We start from the raw sequence: 19,250 nt of genomic DNA on the forward strand, positions 1-19,250 counted from the left end.
CGCCCCCACCCCGTCTCTCAGGCTTCGCTGCGCTCCGCCTGTTCGCCGACCCTCCCCACAAGGGGGAGGGTAAGGCGCTTCTTCCGCCACGCCGCCGGCGCCACACCAACTGCATCTCGAAAGAATCGCGAGAAGTAAGCCGGATCGTTGAAGCCGGTCTCATAGGCGATGTCCTCGATGGTGCGGATGGTGAACAGCAACAGCCGCTTGGCCTCGACCAGCCGTCTGTCGTTGACCGCTTGCCGCACGCCGCAGCCCAGCACCTGATGCGCCGCCTTGTCGAGCAGATGCCGCGTCGTGGCGAGTTCTTCGACATAGCGCTCGACCGGCCAGTCGTTGCGGAAATGGCGGTCGATCAGCCGCCGCAACCGTCCGCCGAGCGCCACCGCCGCCGGCACCGTCACCACGTGCGATTGGGCGTCGAGCCGGGCGATGTGCGACAGCGCCACCGCGACCAGCGGCGGCAGAATTTTCTCCATGCCGGCTTGCGCCTCGCTATATTCGGCCTGGATCATTCCGATCGTCTCGCTGAGCCTCTGCCAAAGTGCCGCCTCGCCGCGACCGGTGACGATGACCGGCTGGTCGAGCGCCAGCGCGGAATGCTCGGCAATGGCCGCTAGCGCTGCGTCGGCGACCGAAACGACAATGGCGTCGGTGCCCGGTTCGATGTCGAAGCCATGGACGACCCCACTCGGCATGAAGCTCACCGTCGGCGCTGAAAAACTCCAGCTTTTGTCCTCGATCCGGTAGATGCCGCTGCCACTCGTCCAGAAGGTGATCTGCGCCATTTGCGGGTGCTTGTGCGCAAGAACCCGGCCGCGATGCACGGAAGCACGGGCCTGCACAGTCTCGACATGCAGGAAACCGACGTCGAGCGAGCGTGCCGGCTCGCCATAGACGAAGAATTCCGGGATAGCGGTCTGGCTCATGGCTGGCCGGAAAAAGTCCAAGCGGTTTTGTGCTTTCGTCCATAACCCATGGAGGCGCCGGAGGCTACTGTCCTCACCATCAACGGGAGGATCATGATGCGATCGGAAGATTTCCGGGCCGACAAATCGCGGCCGTTCACGGGCGCCGAATATCTGGCGAGCCTGCGCGACGGGCGCGAGGTCTATATCAATGGCGAACGGGTGGCCGACGTCACCAGCCATCCGGCGATGCGCAATTCGGCACGCTCGCTTGCCCGCCTCTACGATGCCTTGCATGATCCGGCGCGACAGCCGGTGCTGACCTCTCCGACCGATACCGGTTCGGGCGGCTACACACACAAGTATTTTCGCGTCGCGCACTCTTCCGCCGACCTTGCTGCGCAGCAGACAGCGATCGCGGAGTGGTCGCGTATGTCCTATGGCTGGATGGGCCGTACGCCGGACTACAAGGCCGCGCTCATGAACACGCTCGGCGCCAATGCCGACTGGTACGGGCCGTTCAAGGACAATGCCCTCGCCTGGCACAGCAGAGCCCAGGAAGCGGTCCTGTTCATGAACCACGCCATCGTCAATCCGCCGATCGACCGTCACAAGCCGGCCGAGCAGGTGAAGGATGTGTTCGTGCACATCACCAAGGAAAACGATGCCGGCATATGGGTGTCGGGGGCCAAGGTGGTGGCGACATCGTCGGCTCTCACCCATTACAATTTCCTGGCGCAGAGCTCGGCGACGGTTACGGAGGATCCGTCGCTGTCGGTGATGTTCATCGTGCCGATGAATGCGCCGGGCATAAAAATGTTCTGCCGGGTTTCCTATGAGCAGACGGCCAACACCGTCGGCCATCCCTTCGACTATCCGCTATCGTCGCGCTTCGACGAGAATGACGCGATCCTGGTGCTCGACAATGTTTTCATCCCCTGGGAAGACGTGCTGGTGCTGCGCGACGCGCAAAAGATCCTGTCGTTCCATCCGGCGTCAGGCTTCATGCATGGCTATTGTTTTCAGGGCTGCACACGCTTTGCCGTGAAACTCGACTTCCTCGCCGGCCTCCTCGCCAAAGCGCTGCGCGCCACCGGCGGCGATGCCTTCCGCGGCAACCAGGCGGCGCTCGGCGAAGTGATTGCTCTGCGCCACATGTTCTGGAGCTTTTCCAACGCCATGGCGCACAACCCCATTCTCTGGGCGAATGGCGCGGTGCTGCCGAACCTGGAGGCCGCGCTCGCCTATCGCACCTTCATGTCGGAAGCCTATCCGCGCGTCATCGACACGGTGCGCCGGGTGATCGCCTCGGGACTGATCTATCTCCCTTCCTCGGTGAAGGATTTCGGCAACCCGGAGATCGACCGCTACCTCGCGCAATATGTTCGCGGCTCCAACGATATGGGCCATGTCGAGCGCATCAAGATCATGAAACTGCTGTGGGACGCGACCGGCACCGAATTCGGCGGCCGCCACGCGCTCTACGAGCTCAACTATGCCGGCGCCCCCGAAGAGGTGCGGCTGCAGGTGCTGAAGGGCGCCGAGCGCGGCGGCCGGCTGAAGCAGATGGAAGACCTCGTCGACCAATGCATGGCCGATTATGACGAGACGGGCTGGACCGGCGACACCTGGCTGCCGCCGCTTTCCACCCAGTCCAACTGAGCGAGGCCAGCCATGGAAGCGGCCATGACAAGCCAAGTCGCCAGGCTGGAATTCCGCGAGGCGATGGCGCGGGTCTGCGCGCCGGTCAACATCGTCACCACCGACGGCCCGGCTGGGCGCGGCGGCTTCACCGCGACCGCCATGTGCAGTGTGTCGGACGACCCGCCGACGCTGCTTGTGTGCATGAACGAACGTTCGGCGCAGACCGGCCTGTTCCTCGCCAACCAACGCTTCTGCGTCAACGTGCTGACGCAGTCGCATATGCATCTGGCGGCAAAATTCGCTGGCGCGATCCGCGACATGGCCGAGCGCTATCAAGCCGCGCGCTGGCAGACCATGCCGTCCGGCATGCCGGCCCTGCTCGACGCCATCGTTTCCTTCGATTGCGAGATCGGCGCGGTCAACAAGGTCGGCACGCACAATGTCATGTTCGGCCGCGTCGTCGACATCCGTCACGGCAGCGACGATGCAGCCCTGCTCTATGTCGGGCGGAACTACATGCAGCCAAGCGCACTGGGAAGTTTTGGTGGGTGAGGAGCGGTCCGCGTAGCGGACGAAAAGCCAATTGCTTGGCTTTTCGAGCGACGAACGCCCGGAGCCAGCGACGGGCGAGCAGCGGTCAAGACTAGTCCTCCATCGACTCCGACTGGATCAAACTCTCCAGCATATCCAGCAACCGCTCGTGCTCTTCGGCGCCGTAGCGCTTCTCGATTGCATCATAGATGGCGACGCGCTCGGGCGCCAACTCCTCGATCAGCGCAACACCGCTCGAACTGATGGCGAGCAAGGCGCGGCGGCCGTCATCCTTGACTTTGTTGCGGGTGATGAAGCCGCGCTCTTCCAGCGTCTTGATGATGCGGGTCAGGCTGGGCGGCAGGATCGACGCCCGGTTGGCAAGCTCGGTTGCCTCAAGCGGCCCGGTTTCTGCGAGCACACGCAGCACACGCCATTGCTGCTCGGTGATGTCGTGGCGGGCCAGCATCGGCCGGAAATGCGCCATGATCACTTCGCGGGCGCGAAGCAATGCCATCGGCAACGAGCGGCGTGTGCTGGGCGGTAGCAAGATCAGGTCTCCGAAAAATCCATCCGTTCCCGAGTCGCGGTTAGTATCAGGGGTTGGATCGCAGCTATATCCGTCATTTTGCCGGGAGCGGCAATCCCGGCCCTTCGCGGCATAGAACGACGCTTGACATTCCAGCGTCAAGATGTAATTCACATGTTAATTACAAGACCGTGGCGCCGGTGGAGGAAAGCCTTGCCGCATATGGCGATCGAATATTCCGCGAACCTCGACGCGAAAGTCGACATGCCGGCGCTGTGCGCCCTGGTTTCTCGCACCATGCTCGACACCGGCGTATTCGAACCGGGCGCGATCAGGGTTCGCGCCTTTCGCGCCGAGGCCTATGCGATTGCCGACCGTCTGCCCGAGAACGGCTTCATCGACATGAACCTGCGCATCGGCAAGGGCCGCAGCGCGCAGGACAAGAAGCGCGCCGGCGAGGCGATCTTCACGGCGGTCTCGGACCATCTGGCATCGCTGTTTGCCACGCCGCATTTCGCGCTGTCGCTGGAGATCCGCGAGATCGACGCCGAACTCAGCTGGAAGAAAAACGCCATCCATCCGCGCCTGCGCGGAAAGTGATCAGGCGATAGAGAGAAACAGGAAAGACCCGATGGCCGCACTGGACGACAATCTGAGGAAGGCCGAGGCCTATCTCGAGCGCTTCCGCAAGGGCGGCGTGCTCAACCAGATCGGCGGCGAGGCGGTACCGGCCATTGACGGCTCGACATACGAAACAATCTCGCCGATCGACCTGAAACCCATCGCCACGGTGGCCCGCGGCAAGGCGGCCGACGTCGACCGCGCCGCCAAGGCGGCCAAAGCGGCGTTCAAGGACTGGGCGGCGATCTCGGGCGACGCGCGCAAGAAGCTCCTGCATAAGATCGCCGACGCCATCGTTGCACGCGCCGAGGAGATCGCCTTCGTCGAGTGCATGGACACCGGCCAGTCGCTGAAATTCATGGCCAAGGCCGCGTTGCGGGGTGCGGAAAATTTCCGCTTCTATGCCGACCGCGCGCCCGAGGCGCGTGATGGCCAAACCATCCGTGCGCCGGGCCAGGTCAACATGACGACCCGCGTGCCGATCGGCCCCGTCGGTGTGATCACGCCTTGGAACACGCCGTTCATGCTGTCGACCTGGAAGATCGCGCCTGCGCTCGCCGCCGGCTGCACGGTGGTGCACAAGCCCGCCGAGCTTTCGCCGCTGACGGCGCGGCTGCTGGTCGAGATCGCCGAGCAAGCCGGCCTGCCCAAGGGTGTGTGGAACCTCGTCAACGGCTTTGGCGAGGATGCCGGCCGGGCGCTGACCGAACACCCCGACATCAAGGCGATCGGTTTCGTCGGTGAAAGCCGCACCGGCTCGATGATCATGAAACAGGGCGCCGACACGCTGAAGCGCGTACATTTCGAACTCGGCGGCAAGAACCCGGTGATCGTGTTCGCCGACGCCGATCTGGAGCGCGCGGCGGATGCCGCCGTCTTCATGATCTACTCGCTGAACGGCGAGCGCTGCACCTCGTCGTCGCGCCTGCTGGTCGAGGCTTCCGTGTACGACAAGTTCACCAGCCTGGTTGCGGAGAAGGCAAGGCGCATCAAGGTCGGTCATCCGCTCGATCCCGAGACTGTGGTTGGCCCGCTGATCCATCCGGTGCACGAGGAGAAGGTGCTGTCCTACATCGAGATCGGCAAATCGGAAGGCGCGGTCGTTGCTGCCGGTGGCGGCAAGTTCGCCGGCCCCGGCGGCGGCTGCTATGTCAGCCCGACCCTGTTCACCGGCGCCACCAACACGATGCGCATCGCCCAGGAAGAAATCTTCGGCCCAGTGCTGACCGCCATCCCCTTCAAGGACGAAGCTGAAGCGCTGGCGCTTGCCAACGACACGCAATACGGCCTCACCGGTTATCTCTGGACGGCTGACGTGACCCGCGCCTTCCGATTCACCGATGCGCTCGATGCTGGCATGATCTGGGTCAACTCGGAAAATGTACGGCATCTGCCAACGCCATTCGGCGGCGTGAAAAGCTCGGGCATTGGCCGCGACGGCGGCGACTGGTCGTTCGACTTCTACATGGAAACCAAGAACATCGCGTTCGCCACGGCGCCGCATTCGATTCAAAAGCTCGGCGGCTGACCGGAGAGACATGATGCCCCTGCCCCAACCCAACCTCTATCCCGCCTTCAACATCGTGCGGCTCAGCCATATCGAGCTTGTCGTCACCGATCTGGCAAAATCCCGCGCCTTCTATGTCGACACGCTTGGCCTGCAGGTGACCGACGAGACCAGCGACGCCATCTATCTGCGCGCCATGGAAGAGCGCGGCCACCACTGCATCGTTCTGCGCAAGGGGCCAACGGCGGAAGCGCGCGACCTCGGCTTCAAGGTCTTCTCCGACGAGGACCTCGACAAGGCCGAACATTTCTTCAGGGCCAAGGGCCTGCCGGTGGAATGGGTCGAACGCCCCTACCAGTCGCGCACTTTCCGCACCCGCGACCCGCACGGCATTCCGCTCGAATTCTATTCGAAGATGGAGCGGTTGCCGCCGATCCATCAGAAGTATGCGCTCTACAAGGGCGTGAAGCCTTTGCGCATCGACCACTTCAACTGCTTCTCGCCGAATGTCGACGAGGCTGTCGCCTTCTACAACGAGCTCGGATTCCGCGTGACGGAATACACCGAGGACGAGGAGAGCCACAGGCTGTGGGCGGCCTGGATGCACCGCAAGGGCGGCGTGCACGACATCGCCTTCACCAACGGTGTCGGCCCGCGCCTGCACCACGTCGCCTTCTGGGTGCCGACGCCGCTCAACATCATCGACCTGCTCGACCTGATGTCGACCACCGGCTGGCTGCCGAACATCGAGCGCGGGCCGGGCCGGCACGGCATCTCCAACGCTTTCTTCCTCTACATCCGCGACCCCGACAACCATCGCATCGAGATCTATTGCTCGGACTACCAGACGGTCGACCCGGACCTCGAGCCGATCAAATGGGATCTGAAGGACCCGCAGCGTCAAACGCTGTGGGGCGCGCCGGCGCCGAAAAGCTGGTTCGAGGAAGGCAGCGTGTTTGCCGGCGCAAAGCCGCGCACGTCGGACCTGGCGGCCTCGCCGATCATTGCGCCTTGATGGCCACGGAGTTTTGAGTATGAGCCATGGACGCCTCGCCACCTTCACCGTCGGCGGCAAGACGCGCTACGGCGCAATCACCGACAAGGGTGCTGTCGATCTCTTGGCGCGGCACAGCCAATGGCCAACGCTACGCGAGGTGATCGAGGCTGGCGCCTTGCGGCGATTAGCCGAGGAAGCGGATGCCTATTCCCCCGACTTCGCGCTCGACGCCATCGCCTACGAAATCCCGGTCCCCTCGCCGGAAAAGATCATCTGCGTCGGCGTGAATTTTCCGGACCGCAATGAAGAGTACAAGGACGGACAGGCTGCCCCCTCCAACCCGTCGCTGTTCATCCGTTTCCCGCGCTCCTTCGTCGGCCACGGCGCGCCGCTGGTGCGGCCGCCGGAATCGCCGCAGCTCGACTATGAGGGCGAGATTGTCATCGTCATCGGCAAGGCCGGCCGCCGCATTGCCGAGGCCGATGCGCTCGGTCACATCGCGGCGCTGTCGCTGTGCAACGAAGGCACCATCCGCGACTGGGTGCGCCACGCCAAGTTCAACGTCACCCAGGGCAAGAATTTCGACCGCACCGGCTCAATCGGGCCATGGCTGGTGCCGTTTGCCGATGAGGCGCAGATTGCCGACATCGGACTGACAACGCGGGTCAATGGCGAGATACGGCAGCAGGACCGCACCGGCCGCATGATCTTTTCGTTCCGCAAGATCATCAACTATGTCTCGACCTTCACCACGCTGGTGCCGGGCGATGTCATCGTCACCGGCACGCCGACAGGCGCCGGCGCGCGCTTCGACCCGCCGATCTGGCTGAAGCCGGGCGACGTCATCGAGGTTGAGGCCGACGGCATCGGCCTGCTCAGGAACGGTGTCATCGACGAGAGAGCCGGCCAATGATGACGGACGCGCAAGTCGACGACGCCGCGCAAAGACTGTTCGAGGCCGAGCGCGACCGCCGCCAGATCAGACTGCTCAGCCTCGATTTCCCCGAAGCGACCATGGACGATGCTTATCGCGTTCAGGCAGCACTGGTGAAGCGCAAGGCCTCGTCGGGGCTCGCGATCAAGGGCTGGAAGATCGGGCTGACCTCGAAGGCCATGCAGCAGGCGTTGAGCATCGACATTCCGGACTCCGGCATTCTGTTCGACGACATGTTTTTCGAAGACGGCGCAACGGTACCGGCCGGCCGCTTCATTCAGCCGCGCATCGAGGCCGAGATCGCTTTCGTGATGAAGGCGCCGCTGGCCGGCCCCGACATATCGATCGACCATGTGCTCGACGCCACCGACTACGTCGCGCCGTCGCTCGAAATCCTCGACACCCGCATCGAGCGGATGAACAAGGAAACCGGCAAGATCCGCACCTTCTTCGACACGATCGCCGACAATGCCGCGAATGCAGGCATCGTGGTGGGAGGCCACAAGGCCAATCCGCGTGAAGCCGATTTGCGCTGGATCGGCGCCATCGTATCGCGCAATGGCGAGGTCGAGGAAACAGGCCTTGGCGCCGGCGTCCTCGACCATCCGGCCAAGGGCATCGTCTGGCTCGCCAACCGGCTTCACCAATACGGCATGCGCATCGAGGCCGGACAGGTCGTGCTGTCAGGCTCCTTCATCCGGCCGGTCGAATGCCGGAATGGCGACCAGATCGTCTCGGATTTCGGCCCTTACGGAGCGATCCGCATCGCCTTTGCCTGAACGGCAATCTTCCCCCAGCGGGTTTGCCGGCAGCCGATGACACTGGGCAGTCCTGGATGCTTTTTCACGATTCAGACGTGCTGTGCGCAGTCAGTCTTGTTCGTCGAGTAACCATGCGGCTTGAACCGCCGGCTAGAGCAATTCCAGGAAAAGTGTGGGCGGTTTTCCCGTCCGGAATTGCGTAAAAACAAAGAGATAGAACGGTTCCCCGTTTCCATGAAACGGTGAGACGCTCTAGCGACGCAGGGTGGCGTGGCGGGCATGCTCGCGGATGTCTTCTCGGGAAATGCCGGCATCTTCCAGTGTGCGCTCCGGAACCCGCCTCAAGCTCGCAATCGTCTGGCGATAGGCAAGCCAGCGACCCAAACGGCGTCGAAGGTTATTAAGCATGATCGTCTCCCTTGATGCGCGGAATGCTCCGCGTCTGGTTGCTTGAATGTGCAAAGCGTATCCTGCTTGGCTCATTCGCCGCCGGCAGAATTGTGTGCTGATTTTGAGCAGTTGAAGCGATTGTCACTGTCTTCCACGCGGGAATTGCTCAACGCTTCCAATGGCTACATACTTGCGCGAGATCCCCCTTGGCGCTACAGCCAAGGTCGCAAGGGGTTTTTCATTTCTGAAAAATGGACATCGATTGGGACGATCTGCGGTTGTTTCTGGACGTTGCGCGGCTGGGTGGCCTGAGCGCGGCGACGACAACCACGCGCCTCAGCGCGGCCACCCTCGGACGGCGCGTCACCGCGCTCGAAAAACAGATCGGCGAACCGCTCTTCGTGCGTCAGCAGACCGGCTACCGGCTGACAGCGGTCGGCGAGGACCTTTTGCGGCGCGCCGAGAACGTCGAGGCGGCAATGCGGTCGCTGACCCGCTGGCGCGAGGGAAACCTGCCCGACCGCATTGTCCGCGTCTCGGCGGGGCCATGGACCTCAGCCTTCATTTCCGCCCATGTCGGCGATATCTGGACGGTCGATGACGGCATAAGGCTGGAACTCGTCACCACCACCGACCGCGTCGACATCGGTCGCCGTGCCGCCGACATCGGCATCCGCAGCGAGCGCCCGACCGAGCGTTGGCTGGCGGGCCGTCAGAGCGGCAAGGTCGCCCATGCCATTTACTCCGGACGTCACCTGATCAACGGCGTCGCCGCCGGCTTGTTCGTCGGAGTCACCGGTGAAGGCGCAAACATTGCCTCGGCGCGCTGGCTGCAAGCCCATCACGGCGACCGCATCGCTGTACGCGGCAACGATAGCCATTCGGTGCGCGAACTGGTGGCCGCCGGCGCCGGCCTTTCGATCTTCCCGTGCTTCGTCGGCGACAGCGATCCGCGACTGGTTCGCGTCGCCCAGCCGCTGCCCGAACTCGAAACCGACCAGTGGATCGTTACCCATCACGATGAACGTCACTCCCCGCCGGTACGAAAGGTCGCCGACCGGATTGCCACCTTGATGCGGACGCACCAGCCGCTGTTTCGCGGCGAGACGCCTATTCGGTAGCTTTAGTCCGATACCTCTCACGCCGGTGCTCGGAGTCTGCGGAGCCTCAAGCCTGACGGACTTTATCGTGGATACGCTTGCACATCCAGGTCGGTTATCAGCATGTGGCCAGGCGACACCGTGATCGACACTGCGAGTTCGGCGCGTGCAATAGCATCTTGCGCGGTAAGGCTGCTGGCCCAGAATACAGGAACTTCCCCTGCCCTGATTTCGACCGCATCCCCCCAGTCGGGCGCCATCAAATCCTTGATACCGATCGCCGCCGGATCGCCAACATGGATGGGAGAGCCGTGAGCATGCGGGTAACGTGCGGTGAGCGCGCGCACCTTGTCGACATCGCATCGTCTTATCGGCCGCATCGAGACGAGCATCTCACCTCCGAACGGCCCAACCTGACACGTCTCGATTCTGGTTCGGAAAGTGGGCGGTGTTTTTCGATAGTCGGTGCTGCGCAGTTTCACACCCTTTTCAGCAAGCGCTGAGTCTACGCTCAGGGCACTGCCGAGCGCGAAGGCGGCAAAGTCGTCGCGCCACAAATCGATGATGTCCGTTTTCCAGCCAATGACCTCGCCGAAACAATAGATGTTGTACTGCGGTGCGTCGGTGCGGATATCGATGTCGCCAAGGGTCGGCAACGACGGGCTGCCGATGCGGTTGATGCCGACCAGCGGACAAGGTTTCGGATTGCGAACGCAAAACTGATGAAATTCGCCGGCAAAGCGGCGCGGCAAAATAACAAGATTGGCCTGGAGCTTACCGCGCGCAAGTCCGGTTGTGCGCCCCTCATAGGCGCCTGTTCTGACAAGTTTCCGCAGCCGGCTTGACTCGGCGAGCCGCAAATCCTCGGACATCAGTGACGTGGAAGGGTAAGCCATGGCTTCCAGAGGTATGCACGGTTCAGAGTCAGGTCGTGACTGTCTAAGATCATCGAGGCCTCGTCTGCCTGTCAAATTCTTATAATCTTTCCTTGCCGATAAATTCTATTTATTGGCCGGCCAATGCCTACGCTACAGACACATCCTGCCACTATGCTTCAGCGGCAGCCTCGACAGGCTATCGCTTCTATTTGCCGGCCGGCCTCATGCAGGAAACCGAGGTCGCGATTCATATAGAAAATGAGGAACGCGGCGTAGAGGACGAAGACCAGGCTGAAAACCAGCGTCTTGACGACCAGCGAGAGCGCGAAAACGTTGAGATGGGGGGAAGCGCGGGCAAGAAATGCCAGCACGATGTCGGACAAAAGCATGCTGATGACGAGGGGGAACACCAGGGTGATCGCCATCATCAGGATGCGGTTGAGCAGGCCCAGGAACAGCAAGGCGGCCTCCTTGCTGAACACGGGCAGAAGCGCGTCGACCGGCCAGAGGCCATAGCTGTCATAGATGCCGGTCAAGGAGAGCTGGAGCCCGCCGGCCGCCAGATAGATGCTGAGCATGGTAACGGCGAGCAAAGTGCCGGTGGAACTGGTTTCGTGGGTCATCATGGGATCGATCAGGGTCCCCATCGTCGATCCCCTCTGCAGGTCCAAAATGTCGCCCGCCGCCTCGGCGGCCCAGAACGGGATCCCCATCGCCAGGCCGAGCGTCACGCCGACGACCGCCTCCTTGAAAATATAGAGAACGACCAACGTCATCGAGATGTCGGCGCTCGCCAGCTTGCTTGCGATCATCGGAAAGACCGGGACCGCCAGCGCCAGCGCAACGCCGTTGCGCAGAAGCCCCGACAGCGGCACGCGCGAAAAGAGCGGCATCAGCAGCATGAAGCCGATCAGGCGGGCCAGCGCAAAGCTGCCGGCGAGAAGGTAGAGCTGAAACTCCCGGAGCAATGCGAAGAGGGGCTCGGCCGCCATGTTGTGCGGCTCAGCGCGTAAGGACCGGAAATTCATCCAGCGCCGCCGATGCCTGCTGGGCGATCTGCTGGCCAAGCAGCGGACCGGTGACCATGATGACCAGCAAGATGACGACGAGCTTGATGGTCTGCGGCAGCGACTGGTCCTGGATCTGTGTCAGCGCCTGCGCAAGGCCGACAAGGAGACCGACGGCAAGTGCCGCGACGATTGCCGGGCTGGACGCCAGCAACACCGTCATAAGCGCGCCCTGCACCTTCGCCAGGATGATGTCGTCGTTCATGCAGCTCTCCTGCGCCTCAAACGTAACTCAGGATGAGGCCATGCATCAGCCTCGACCAGCCGTCGATGGCGACGAACAAAAACAGCTTGAGCGGTATCGAAATGAGGACCGGCGAAACCATGATCATGCCGAGCGTCATCAGGACATTGGCGACGACGATGTCGATGATGAGAAACGGCAGATAAAGCAGAAAGCCGATCTCAAAGGCACGCGTCAGCTCGGAGGCGACAAAGGCCGGAACCAGGATCGAGAGATCGTCGTCCCTGAGGTTCTGGCGCGCTTCCGGCGGCCAGAGCCGGCTGGTGCCATCGAGGAAGAACTGCCGCTCCTGTGGCTTTGTGAACTTCATGAGATGCCGCCGCAACGGCTCGCGAACCAGTTGCGCCGCCCTGGCGATATCGTCGGTGGTCTGGAGCTGGACCTGCCCTTCTTCAAGCCGGTTCATCATTTCGCTCAGCACCGGCGTCGTGACATAGACGGTCAGCACAAGCGCGATGCCGTAGAGCACGAGATTGGGCGGCATCTGCTGGACGCCAAGGGCGTTGCGGATGAGAAACAGCACAACCGATATCTTCAGAAAGCCCGTCATCGTGACGACTGCCAGGGGCAACAGGCCGACAAGGCCGATGGCCAGCAGGATCGCGAGCAGGTTGGGCGAATTCTCAACCATTGTCGAACATCCGCAGGATCCGTACGCCCAGATGGTCCCCCACCCGCACCACCTCGCCGCGGCCGACACGTTTGCCGTTGGCCATGATGTCGACCGTCTCTTCTACGGCATCGGGAAACGCAACGATGGCACCAGGTGCAAGCTGCCTGACATCTCCAAGCGGCATGACCGTGCGGCCGACCTCGAAAGCTAGCGCAACGGGCAGCTCGTCCAGGCTCGATTCTTCCAATGTCTGGCCGCTTGGTGGTGTCTTCTGATCCATGGTCCACTCCCAGTTCGATCCGGCGATTGCCGCCGGCGCGGCAAGCAATTGCGGCCCGGCGGCTGTCAGGCGCACCGGCGCGAAAAATCGCTCCGCGACAATGATTGCCGCCGTTCGGTCCTTCTCGGCATCGCTGAGCAGGATGACATCGTCGGGCTGCAGGCTTTCAAGCATGCCAAGGGTGATTGTGAGCGCGTCACGCCGAAGACAGACCAGCAGCGGGAAATCGGCAGGAACCGGAAGCGCCGCGCCGGCCTCGTCAAGGAGGCGGGCCATGCGAACCGCGAGCTCGGCATCGTCGGCAAAGAACGTGCATTGCGTCGTTTGATCATCACCGCTCAAGGCAAAGGCGAAGGGCGTCGTTGGCGGCGGTGTCGCGCTGCGTTTGATCGAGATGAATTCTATCTTTTCGCCGAGCGCGCCCTCGAGCCTTTCAATGTCGTGCGCAAGGACAGCTTCCAGCAGCAACGCGGCGTGCGGGGGCGCAAGCTTGCTAAGGTCCACCGAAACCTTCGCCTTGGCCAACAACCGTTCGACGGCGCGAAGTGGCAATTGCAATGTTGCCCCCTTTGCACCGACCGTCACGCCGATCGCGCATAAGGACTGGTCCGCAGCACCTGTTGCCGGCCACCGGGCGGCAATTTCGGCTTTGTCGCCCGCAACCGTGATCCGGGCCTTGCCGCGCCGGCGGTAGAAGGCGTTCAACGCCGCCATCTCGGTTGCCGTCACAGAGGCCGGCGTCAGCCGTTCGCCACCGTCCGTCCTGCCGGCCTCGCGCTGCGTCGGATCCTGTTGCGCTATCGTTTCGGCTGACACCAAAACCTGCAGCATCTTGCGTTGATCTCCACCGTCAGGACCGCGTCATCGGGCCGGGTGCGCTGCGCAAGAATGGCGAAGCGCGCCTCGTGTCTTTTGTTTTCAAGCAATCGCGAAGGACCTAGCGCGACGAACCACGTTCATCCTCCTCGGCGAGTTCCAGCAATGCGAGACGGCCACGCGCGCCGCGCCTGTCCAGGGCCTCCGTCAACCGGTCCAGTTTCGACACGGCCAGCTGGCGCGCATGATGACGGCGGCGCGCTGCCGACAGTTCCGACGCCAGGCGGTCTCTGTCCGCATCCGCGGCCTTTTGCCGATCGCGCAGTTCCTCGGTCCTGTCGGCGGCGGCCTCGAAGCGGCCCTGAAGCCCATGCAGGCTGGCGACATTGACCGGCCGGCCGACGAGAGAACCGAACGCCGCATCTTCGGCATCGGCCGTTTGCCGAACATGCCGGCTGACCGCCGTGGAGGCGTCATGAGCTATCACAGCCGCCCTGCGCTCGGCGCCATGTCCCTGGATGACGTCCTGCAGCGCGCGCTCCTCCCTGCGGCGCCTGAGCTCGCGCAGTCGAACGATCATGTCATGGTCGGTCATTGACGATGTCCCGCATGCGTTGACGTGTGGTCTCAAAATTTTCCTGGGTGGAAGAGGGCTGGCGCAGGAAGGCGCTGATCGCTTCCATCTTGGCCACAGCCTCGTCCGCGATCGAATCGCTGCCCTTTTCATACTCACCGACACGCAGCAAAAGTTCGATGTCGGCATAGCGGGCAAGCAGCGCCCGTAGATGGCCTGCATCGGCGCGATGCGCCGGTTGCGCGACCGTTTCCATGAGGCGGCTGCGGCTGCGCAGCACGTCGATGGCGGGGAAATGGTTGCGCTGCGCCAGTTCGTTCGACAGGAACACATGGCCGTCGAGAAGGGCCTGGACCTCCTCCGCGACGGGATCGAGCGTGCCGTCGCCTTCCAGAAGGACGTTGTAGAGGCCGGTGATCGAACCAACGCGGCCGGGGCCGGAGCGCTCGAGCAGGCGCGGCAAAACCGCAAACAGCGACGATGGAAAGCCACGGCGCGTCGGCGGCTCGCCCGAGGCCAACCCGATCTCGCGCTGCGCGCGGGCAAAGCGCGTGACGTTGTCCATTGCAAGCAGGACGTGCTTGCCCTGATCGCGAAAATATTCGGCAATGCTGGTCGCCACATAGGCCGCCTTGACGCGCTCGATTGCAGGCCTGTCGGACGTCGCCACCACGACGATCGCCCGCGAGCGTCCGCGCGGACCGAGCTTTCGGTCAAGGAATTCGCGCACCTCGCGACCGCGCTCACCGACAAGGGCAACCACGGACACGTCTGCATCGGTTCCGCAGACGATGTCGGACAGGAGGTTCGACTTGCCGACGCCGGGTTCACCAAAAATGCCGACGCGCTGGCCACGCGCGCAGGTCAGCAACCCGTCAAGCGCGCGGATGCCGAGCTGGATCGGCTCGGAGATCAGGCTGCGTTCCAGCGGCGATGGCGGATAGGCATTGACGGGGTAGGTGCCGGTGATGCCTTCGGGCGAAAGCGGAGTGCCGTCCAACGGCTCGCCGAGCGCGCTGATGACGCGTCCGAGCAGGCCGGGACCAACAGGCACACGCTGGTCCTTTCCGGTCGCGAGCACCTCCGTCAGGTTCGACAGGCCGGCCACATCGCCAAGCGGAACCAGGATCGCCATGTCGTCGAAGAAGCCGACGATTTCGGCCTTGGCGACGGCTCCGGTCCTGGGGTCGGACAGTTCGCAGACCTCGCCGATACGGGCTTCCTCGACGGTCGCATGGATGACCCAGCCGGTGACCCTGCGCACCCGCCCCTTGCGAGGCCGGCTGGCATCGTCGCGCAGCACCGACCGCAAGTTCGGAATGATCGACGCCAGACGGCTGTCGCTCTCGGACACGGGTGCCGTCATGATGTCTGCGCCCTTGCGGCGATCGCGCCTTCTATGGCCCGCAATTGTGCGTCGATGCTTGCGTCGACGACGGCAAAGTCGGTCGACAAGGTGCAGGCGCCGAGGGCAAGGTTTTCATTGGTGTCGATCTCGACCGTCATGCCCAGCTGGCTGTCACGCAACACCGCGTCCAGTGCATCGCGCACCTTGTCCAGGGCGCCGGGGTGGATCTGGACCTTCAGATGTTTGCCTCTGCGCAGCTCGGCAACGGCTTGTCTTGCGGCCTGCGCCACAAGCGTGCCGACGTCGAATTCGCCAAGCACGCGCTCGACCACGCCAAGCGCCAGGCCGACCACCTCGTTTTGAATGCCGCCGAGGTAGCGATCCACCTTGACTGCTGCCTCGCTTATCAGGCGGGCGGCTTCCTCTTCGCCTCGTGCCTTGCCGTCGTCATAGCCCTGCGCATATTCGGCCGCATAGGCCCGCCGCGAGGCCTCCCGCAATTGCTGCGCTTCACGCCGCGCATTGTCGACCAGGGCATAGCCCTCTCGCAGTTCGCGCGCCTCTGCCGCGCGCAGGATGCGGGCGTGGGGGCGCAGCGAAACCGTGCCGGAGGCCTTGTGCGATTCGCTCATGGCCCCATCGCTCGTCGCACAATGGCAGGCCCGGTCTTGACGAAGGCTTCGTCTGCCTTCTGGTCGATCAGCGCATGCGGCATGAGCTTCAAACGCACGCGCATGCCCGTGTCGCCGGACAGCGACTGACCCCAGGCGCCAAGGCAACGCAGGCCGTCCTCGTAGACCAGGCCATGGACATCCTCCAGCGGCCCGATCGGCCGCAGCGGTCCGGTCAGATCGCGATTGGCGAGGGCAAAGGCATAGGCATCGGCTCCAAGCGCTGCCTGCAGGGCGGCGGCTTGCCGGCCGGCAATGACCGAGGCCAGACTGCCGGCCCAATAGATCGCGCCGGACCGAAGCGCGATGTCCTCCAGCGCCTCGCCGGAGGCAAGGGCAATGGCCCGGTCGATGTCATCGGCAGGCGGCGCGGTTTCCAGCGACAGGCCGTAGCGCTCGTTCAGAATTGCGGACAGCCGGCCGTGCAGACGAGGCAAACCAAGCATGTGCAGACATGCGGCTTCGTCGATCGAACCGTCGAAGCACGGCACCAGCCGCGCCGCGTCCGCATAGGCGGCGGGATTGGACAGGAATGCCTGCCAGCCAGCACTCTGCGCCGGGTCTTGCTGCATCACGTCCTCTTCAACGGAATTGCCGCGGGATCCAGCGCGTAGACCCCGGACGGGCGGCGGCGCCACTGCAGATAGAAAAGCCGCGAGCCCAACGCCAGGATGACCGCCGCCATCCCGCAAAACAGCCACATGGCCGCGCTGAGGCTGTCGGGATGCAGCCAGATGCCGAGGAACGATGTGAGCCTCGGCTCGGTCACCGCCTCGGGCGCCGGCGCCGCCACCGGGATGAGCGTGACCGAGACATTGTCATAAGTCAGCCCGGCCACGCCCTTGGCCACCAGCATCTTGACCTGCGGGACGAGCTCGTTCATCGCAACCGATGCGCGATGCCGGATGAAGACCGACGCCGAGGATGGAACCAGCTGTTGCCGCAGTGGGTCATTTTCGGGCAGGACGAGGTGAACGCGCGCGGAAAGCACGCCATCTATGTCGGAGATCGTCCGCGACAGTTCCTGGCTCAGGCCGTAGATCATCGTCGCCCGCTCCTCCACCGGCGACGAGACCAGCCCGCCTCGCTTGAACACATCGCCCAGCGTCTGAAATTCCTGTTTGGGCAAGCCGTTCTCATCGAGAATGGCCATGGCTTCGGCGAAGCGGCCTTTCTCCACCGAAACCGCCATCTTGCCGTCCTTGGCCGTTTCGCTTTGCGCCGCGATGCCATGGCGCATCAGCGTCGCCACGATCTCGTTTGCCTGCCTCTGGTTGAGCCCGGAATAGAGCTCCACCGAACATGCCTGAAGCAGAAGAATTGCGAGAAAGACGAGCGCGAAGCGGCCGCGCGCAACGCAACGGTTCAACAGTCTTGTCAACAGCGGTAAGGACAGGTTGGGCACGAACACTCCTTGACGCCTACTGTTGCTTGACGAGCGCGTTGGTCGACGAGGTGGCGGCGGTGACGCTGCTCGTCACCAGTTCGAGATTGGCGGCCGCCCACATGACCGAGATGTATTTGTCGAGGAGTTCCTCGTTCGTCGTCGGATCGGTCGGATTGTCCGCCGCCCCGGTCGTCTGCTCGGGCGACTGCCCGGCCGTTGCTTTCGCCGACGAGGCCGGGTCTCCGAAGGCCTTCTGCATGCCCTGAAGCGGTCCTTTCAATGCGTTGACGGCCGCGCCGAACATCTCGGATGGCCCTTTGAACGCCATGCCGCCTGCCTTTTCCGCCTCGGCCAGATATTCAAACAGCTGTCGCTCAACGATAGGTTCGATTCTTCCAGGATTGGAGGATTGCCCGGCCATGGCCGGGCTGGCGCTGGCCGATGCCTGCGCTACCTGCTGGCCGGGCCGCGCGGCAGTATCGCCACGCTCGGCCGCGCCGGGTTTGGCCGCCTCATGCTTTTCCTGCATGGCGCCGACCATCCGGTTGCCCTCCGGCGTCGCGGCGGCAATCGTCTGCTGCTGCGTGGCGGCGCTTGTGGCCAGGCTCGAAAGCGTGGCCTCCAGCGCTCCGATCGGTGCGATAGCCATGGGCTTGACCTCCGTCCTCAGTCGACCTTGTAGGAAGGCACGTCCACCACCTCGGCCTGCTTGGCGCCGCGAAAAACGCGGATTGATGTAACTTTCGCGGACTGCTGCTTGGGTTGCGGCGCGGCGGCCTGCCCGAGCGTCTGCTTTACCAGCGCGATGTAGGAAGGCGGACCCGATACCGAGGCGGCTTCGTCCTGCCTGGAGATCGTGACGGGAAACCTTGGGTCGAGCACGCCCAGCCGCGAAAGCCGGTCCTGCGCTCCGTCCACTGCGTTGGCACTGAGGGGCAGTATCTCGGTGCGAATTTCGGCCTCGGTCGCGACGTTCATGACGATGCCGTCGAAATGCCAGACCAGGCCATAGCGGCTGCAGATCGCTTCGAAAAATGCGCGGGCTGAACTCTGCTGCATGCCGGCGCTGAGCCGCCCCTTTACCTCGGCGCTGACCCGTATGGGCATACCCATATTGCGCCCCAGTTCGACGAGCGCGTCCGACACGGACTGGTCGATGGCAATGTATTTGTAGGGCCCTGACGGCCAGTGCGGTTCGGCAGCGGCGGAACGGCCGGCAAGACCGAGCATCAGCAACAGTGCCAGAATGCCTGTCCCGGCGGCCGCAGTCGCCGCCTTCAGGTCTAACCGGTCGATGTAGCGTCCAGTCGCCATCTGATCCTGCCCGCGGCTTGCAATCGGCCATCATCCGCCACGTCGCTCGAAAGCGCCGCCTGATCATTCTATCGCGCGGATATGGACATTGGAAGTCCAAATGGAATGCGAGTATTAAATTCGTGCCAAATGTTGC

General features: G+C 63.4%; 23 protein-coding genes. 8 read left to right on the top strand and 15 right to left on the bottom strand.

Features of this window, described 5'->3' with window-relative positions; genetic code table 11:
• Positions 1 to 17: 17 nt before the first annotated feature.
• Positions 18 to 929, bottom strand: coding sequence for a helix-turn-helix domain-containing protein (locus AC1DYJ_RS13605; RefSeq protein WP_477288507.1), 912 nt, complete (start codon positions 927 to 929; stop codon positions 18 to 20).
• Positions 930 to 1,025: 96 nt separating this feature from the next.
• Between AC1DYJ_RS13605 and AC1DYJ_RS13610 the strand changes: the two genes are divergently transcribed.
• Complete coding sequence (locus AC1DYJ_RS13610) at positions 1,026 to 2,570, top strand: 4-hydroxyphenylacetate 3-hydroxylase N-terminal domain-containing protein (protein ID WP_477288505.1); 1,545 nt, start codon at positions 1,026 to 1,028, stop codon at positions 2,568 to 2,570.
• Positions 2,571 to 2,594: 24 nt separating this feature from the next.
• Complete coding sequence (locus tag AC1DYJ_RS13615; RefSeq protein ID WP_477288503.1) at positions 2,595 to 3,104, top strand: flavin reductase; 510 nt, start codon at positions 2,595 to 2,597, stop codon at positions 3,102 to 3,104.
• Positions 3,105 to 3,195: 91 nt separating this feature from the next.
• On the opposite strand, the gene hpaR is transcribed toward AC1DYJ_RS13615, so the two are convergent.
• Complete coding sequence (gene hpaR / locus AC1DYJ_RS13620; protein ID WP_477288515.1) at positions 3,196 to 3,600, bottom strand: homoprotocatechuate degradation operon regulator HpaR; 405 nt, start codon at positions 3,598 to 3,600, stop codon at positions 3,196 to 3,198.
• Positions 3,601 to 3,825: 225 nt separating this feature from the next.
• Between hpaR and AC1DYJ_RS13625 the strand changes: the two genes are divergently transcribed.
• Genes AC1DYJ_RS13625 through hpaH form a run of 5 tightly spaced genes read left to right on the top strand, consistent with a single transcriptional unit; the run spans position 3,826 to position 8,450 of the window.
• Positions 3,826 to 4,212: a 5-carboxymethyl-2-hydroxymuconate isomerase gene (locus AC1DYJ_RS13625; protein WP_477288501.1), complete on the top strand. Its 387-nt coding sequence runs from the start codon at positions 3,826 to 3,828 to the stop codon at positions 4,210 to 4,212.
• A 31-nt stretch (positions 4,213 to 4,243) separates the two neighbouring features.
• Complete coding sequence (gene hpaE, locus AC1DYJ_RS13630) at positions 4,244 to 5,761, top strand: 5-carboxymethyl-2-hydroxymuconate semialdehyde dehydrogenase (RefSeq protein ID WP_477288499.1); 1,518 nt, start codon at positions 4,244 to 4,246, stop codon at positions 5,759 to 5,761.
• Positions 5,762 to 5,774: 13 nt separating this feature from the next.
• The gene (hpaD, locus tag AC1DYJ_RS13635; protein ID WP_477288497.1) at positions 5,775 to 6,755 is read left to right on the top strand and encodes a 3,4-dihydroxyphenylacetate 2,3-dioxygenase; all 981 of its coding nucleotides are present in this window, start codon (positions 5,775 to 5,777) and stop codon (positions 6,753 to 6,755) included.
• Positions 6,756 to 6,774: 19 nt separating this feature from the next.
• The gene (locus AC1DYJ_RS13640) at positions 6,775 to 7,650 is read left to right on the top strand and encodes a fumarylacetoacetate hydrolase family protein (protein ID WP_477288495.1); all 876 of its coding nucleotides are present in this window, start codon (positions 6,775 to 6,777) and stop codon (positions 7,648 to 7,650) included.
• Positions 7,647 to 8,450 carry a 2-oxo-hept-4-ene-1,7-dioate hydratase gene (hpaH, locus tag AC1DYJ_RS13645; protein WP_477288493.1) on the top strand — a complete coding sequence of 268 codons (804 nt, stop codon included), beginning with the start codon at positions 7,647 to 7,649 and terminating at the stop codon, positions 8,448 to 8,450. The genes AC1DYJ_RS13640 and hpaH overlap by 4 nt, the downstream gene beginning before the upstream one ends.
• A 234-nt stretch (positions 8,451 to 8,684) precedes the next feature.
• Here the strand turns inward: hpaH and AC1DYJ_RS13650 are convergent, their stop codons facing one another.
• The gene (locus AC1DYJ_RS13650; protein ID WP_477288491.1) at positions 8,685 to 8,840 is read right to left on the bottom strand and encodes a YjiS-like domain-containing protein; all 156 of its coding nucleotides are present in this window, start codon (positions 8,838 to 8,840) and stop codon (positions 8,685 to 8,687) included.
• Positions 8,841 to 9,073: 233 nt separating this feature from the next.
• On the opposite strand from AC1DYJ_RS13650, the gene AC1DYJ_RS13655 reads away from it, so the two are divergent.
• Positions 9,074 to 9,943 (top strand): LysR family transcriptional regulator, encoded by an 870-nt coding sequence (locus AC1DYJ_RS13655; RefSeq protein WP_477288489.1) that lies wholly within the window; start codon positions 9,074 to 9,076, stop codon positions 9,941 to 9,943.
• Positions 9,944 to 10,005: 62 nt separating this feature from the next.
• On the opposite strand, the gene AC1DYJ_RS13660 is transcribed toward AC1DYJ_RS13655, so the two are convergent.
• The 12 genes from AC1DYJ_RS13660 to AC1DYJ_RS13715 all read right to left on the bottom strand — a co-directional run bounded on the left by AC1DYJ_RS13660 (position 10,006) and on the right by AC1DYJ_RS13715 (position 19,114).
• Complete coding sequence (locus AC1DYJ_RS13660) at positions 10,006 to 10,818, bottom strand: D-glutamate cyclase family protein (RefSeq protein ID WP_477288487.1); 813 nt, start codon at positions 10,816 to 10,818, stop codon at positions 10,006 to 10,008.
• 158 nt (positions 10,819 to 10,976) lie between these two features.
• Positions 10,977 to 11,792 carry a type III secretion system export apparatus subunit SctT gene (sctT, locus tag AC1DYJ_RS13665; protein ID WP_477288485.1) on the bottom strand — a complete coding sequence of 272 codons (816 nt, stop codon included), beginning with the start codon at positions 11,790 to 11,792 and terminating at the stop codon, positions 10,977 to 10,979.
• A gap of 10 nt (positions 11,793 to 11,802) precedes the next feature.
• Positions 11,803 to 12,072 (bottom strand): EscS/YscS/HrcS family type III secretion system export apparatus protein, encoded by a 270-nt coding sequence (locus tag AC1DYJ_RS13670; protein WP_477288483.1) that lies wholly within the window; start codon positions 12,070 to 12,072, stop codon positions 11,803 to 11,805.
• 16 nt (positions 12,073 to 12,088) lie between these two features.
• Complete coding sequence (gene sctR, locus AC1DYJ_RS13675) at positions 12,089 to 12,742, bottom strand: type III secretion system export apparatus subunit SctR (protein ID WP_477288481.1); 654 nt, start codon at positions 12,740 to 12,742, stop codon at positions 12,089 to 12,091.
• Positions 12,735 to 13,835: a type III secretion system cytoplasmic ring protein SctQ gene (gene sctQ, locus AC1DYJ_RS13680; protein WP_477288479.1), complete on the bottom strand. Its 1,101-nt coding sequence runs from the start codon at positions 13,833 to 13,835 to the stop codon at positions 12,735 to 12,737. Before sctQ ends, sctR begins: the two co-directional genes overlap by 8 nt.
• 106 nt (positions 13,836 to 13,941) lie before the next feature.
• Positions 13,942 to 14,415, bottom strand: a complete 474-nt coding sequence (locus AC1DYJ_RS13685) for a hypothetical protein (protein WP_477288477.1) — start codon at positions 14,413 to 14,415, stop codon at positions 13,942 to 13,944.
• Entirely contained in the window at positions 14,402 to 15,760 is a 1,359-nt protein-coding gene (locus tag AC1DYJ_RS13690; RefSeq protein WP_477288475.1) for a FliI/YscN family ATPase, read from the bottom strand. The genes AC1DYJ_RS13685 and AC1DYJ_RS13690 overlap by 14 nt, the downstream gene beginning before the upstream one ends.
• Positions 15,757 to 16,374, bottom strand: coding sequence for a type III secretion system stator protein SctL (gene sctL, locus AC1DYJ_RS13695; RefSeq protein ID WP_477288473.1), 618 nt, complete (start codon positions 16,372 to 16,374; stop codon positions 15,757 to 15,759). Before sctL ends, AC1DYJ_RS13690 begins: the two co-directional genes overlap by 4 nt.
• Entirely contained in the window at positions 16,371 to 16,985 is a 615-nt protein-coding gene (locus AC1DYJ_RS13700; RefSeq protein WP_477288471.1) for a hypothetical protein, read from the bottom strand. The genes sctL and AC1DYJ_RS13700 overlap by 4 nt, the downstream gene beginning before the upstream one ends.
• Positions 16,985 to 17,818: a type III secretion system inner membrane ring lipoprotein SctJ gene (gene sctJ, locus AC1DYJ_RS13705; RefSeq protein WP_477426110.1), complete on the bottom strand. Its 834-nt coding sequence runs from the start codon at positions 17,816 to 17,818 to the stop codon at positions 16,985 to 16,987. Before sctJ ends, AC1DYJ_RS13700 begins: the two co-directional genes overlap by 1 nt.
• A gap of 16 nt (positions 17,819 to 17,834) precedes the next feature.
• Positions 17,835 to 18,449 carry a hypothetical protein gene (locus tag AC1DYJ_RS13710; RefSeq protein WP_477288468.1) on the bottom strand — a complete coding sequence of 205 codons (615 nt, stop codon included), beginning with the start codon at positions 18,447 to 18,449 and terminating at the stop codon, positions 17,835 to 17,837.
• A gap of 17 nt (positions 18,450 to 18,466) precedes the next feature.
• A complete protein-coding gene (locus AC1DYJ_RS13715; protein WP_477288466.1) occupies positions 18,467 to 19,114 on the bottom strand; it encodes a type III secretion protein in 648 nt (215 codons plus the stop codon).
• Between the last annotated feature and the right edge of the window lie 136 nt (positions 19,115 to 19,250).

This window comes from Mesorhizobium sp. P2_B11, from assembly GCF_056404855.1.

Coding starts and splice junctions, on each gene's coding strand:
- hpaH (WP_477288493.1), top strand. CDS start 7,647: ATGATGACGGACGCGCAAGTCGACGACGCCGCGCAAAGACTGTTCGAG.
- AC1DYJ_RS13715 (WP_477288466.1), bottom strand. CDS start 19,114: ATGGCGACTGGACGCTACATCGACCGGTTAGACCTGAAGGCGGCGACT.
- AC1DYJ_RS13655 (WP_477288489.1), top strand. CDS start 9,074: ATGGACATCGATTGGGACGATCTGCGGTTGTTTCTGGACGTTGCGCGG.
- sctT (WP_477288485.1), bottom strand. CDS start 11,792: ATGGCGGCCGAGCCCCTCTTCGCATTGCTCCGGGAGTTTCAGCTCTAC.
- AC1DYJ_RS13605 (WP_477288507.1), bottom strand. CDS start 929: ATGAGCCAGACCGCTATCCCGGAATTCTTCGTCTATGGCGAGCCGGCA.
- sctQ (WP_477288479.1), bottom strand. CDS start 13,835: ATGCTGCAGGTTTTGGTGTCAGCCGAAACGATAGCGCAACAGGATCCG.
- AC1DYJ_RS13660 (WP_477288487.1), bottom strand. CDS start 10,818: ATGGCTTACCCTTCCACGTCACTGATGTCCGAGGATTTGCGGCTCGCC.
- hpaD (WP_477288497.1), top strand. CDS start 5,775: ATGCCCCTGCCCCAACCCAACCTCTATCCCGCCTTCAACATCGTGCGG.
- AC1DYJ_RS13710 (WP_477288468.1), bottom strand. CDS start 18,449: ATGGCTATCGCACCGATCGGAGCGCTGGAGGCCACGCTTTCGAGCCTG.
- hpaE (WP_477288499.1), top strand. CDS start 4,244: ATGGCCGCACTGGACGACAATCTGAGGAAGGCCGAGGCCTATCTCGAG.
- sctR (WP_477288481.1), bottom strand. CDS start 12,742: ATGGTTGAGAATTCGCCCAACCTGCTCGCGATCCTGCTGGCCATCGGC.
- AC1DYJ_RS13615 (WP_477288503.1), top strand. CDS start 2,595: ATGACAAGCCAAGTCGCCAGGCTGGAATTCCGCGAGGCGATGGCGCGG.
- AC1DYJ_RS13670 (WP_477288483.1), bottom strand. CDS start 12,072: ATGAACGACGACATCATCCTGGCGAAGGTGCAGGGCGCGCTTATGACG.
- AC1DYJ_RS13690 (WP_477288475.1), bottom strand. CDS start 15,760: ATGACGGCACCCGTGTCCGAGAGCGACAGCCGTCTGGCGTCGATCATT.
- AC1DYJ_RS13700 (WP_477288471.1), bottom strand. CDS start 16,985: ATGCAGCAAGACCCGGCGCAGAGTGCTGGCTGGCAGGCATTCCTGTCC.
- AC1DYJ_RS13650 (WP_477288491.1), bottom strand. CDS start 8,840: ATGCTTAATAACCTTCGACGCCGTTTGGGTCGCTGGCTTGCCTATCGC.
- AC1DYJ_RS13685 (WP_477288477.1), bottom strand. CDS start 14,415: ATGACCGACCATGACATGATCGTTCGACTGCGCGAGCTCAGGCGCCGC.
- hpaR (WP_477288515.1), bottom strand. CDS start 3,600: ATGGCATTGCTTCGCGCCCGCGAAGTGATCATGGCGCATTTCCGGCCG.
- AC1DYJ_RS13610 (WP_477288505.1), top strand. CDS start 1,026: ATGCGATCGGAAGATTTCCGGGCCGACAAATCGCGGCCGTTCACGGGC.
- AC1DYJ_RS13640 (WP_477288495.1), top strand. CDS start 6,775: ATGAGCCATGGACGCCTCGCCACCTTCACCGTCGGCGGCAAGACGCGC.
- sctL (WP_477288473.1), bottom strand. CDS start 16,374: ATGAGCGAATCGCACAAGGCCTCCGGCACGGTTTCGCTGCGCCCCCAC.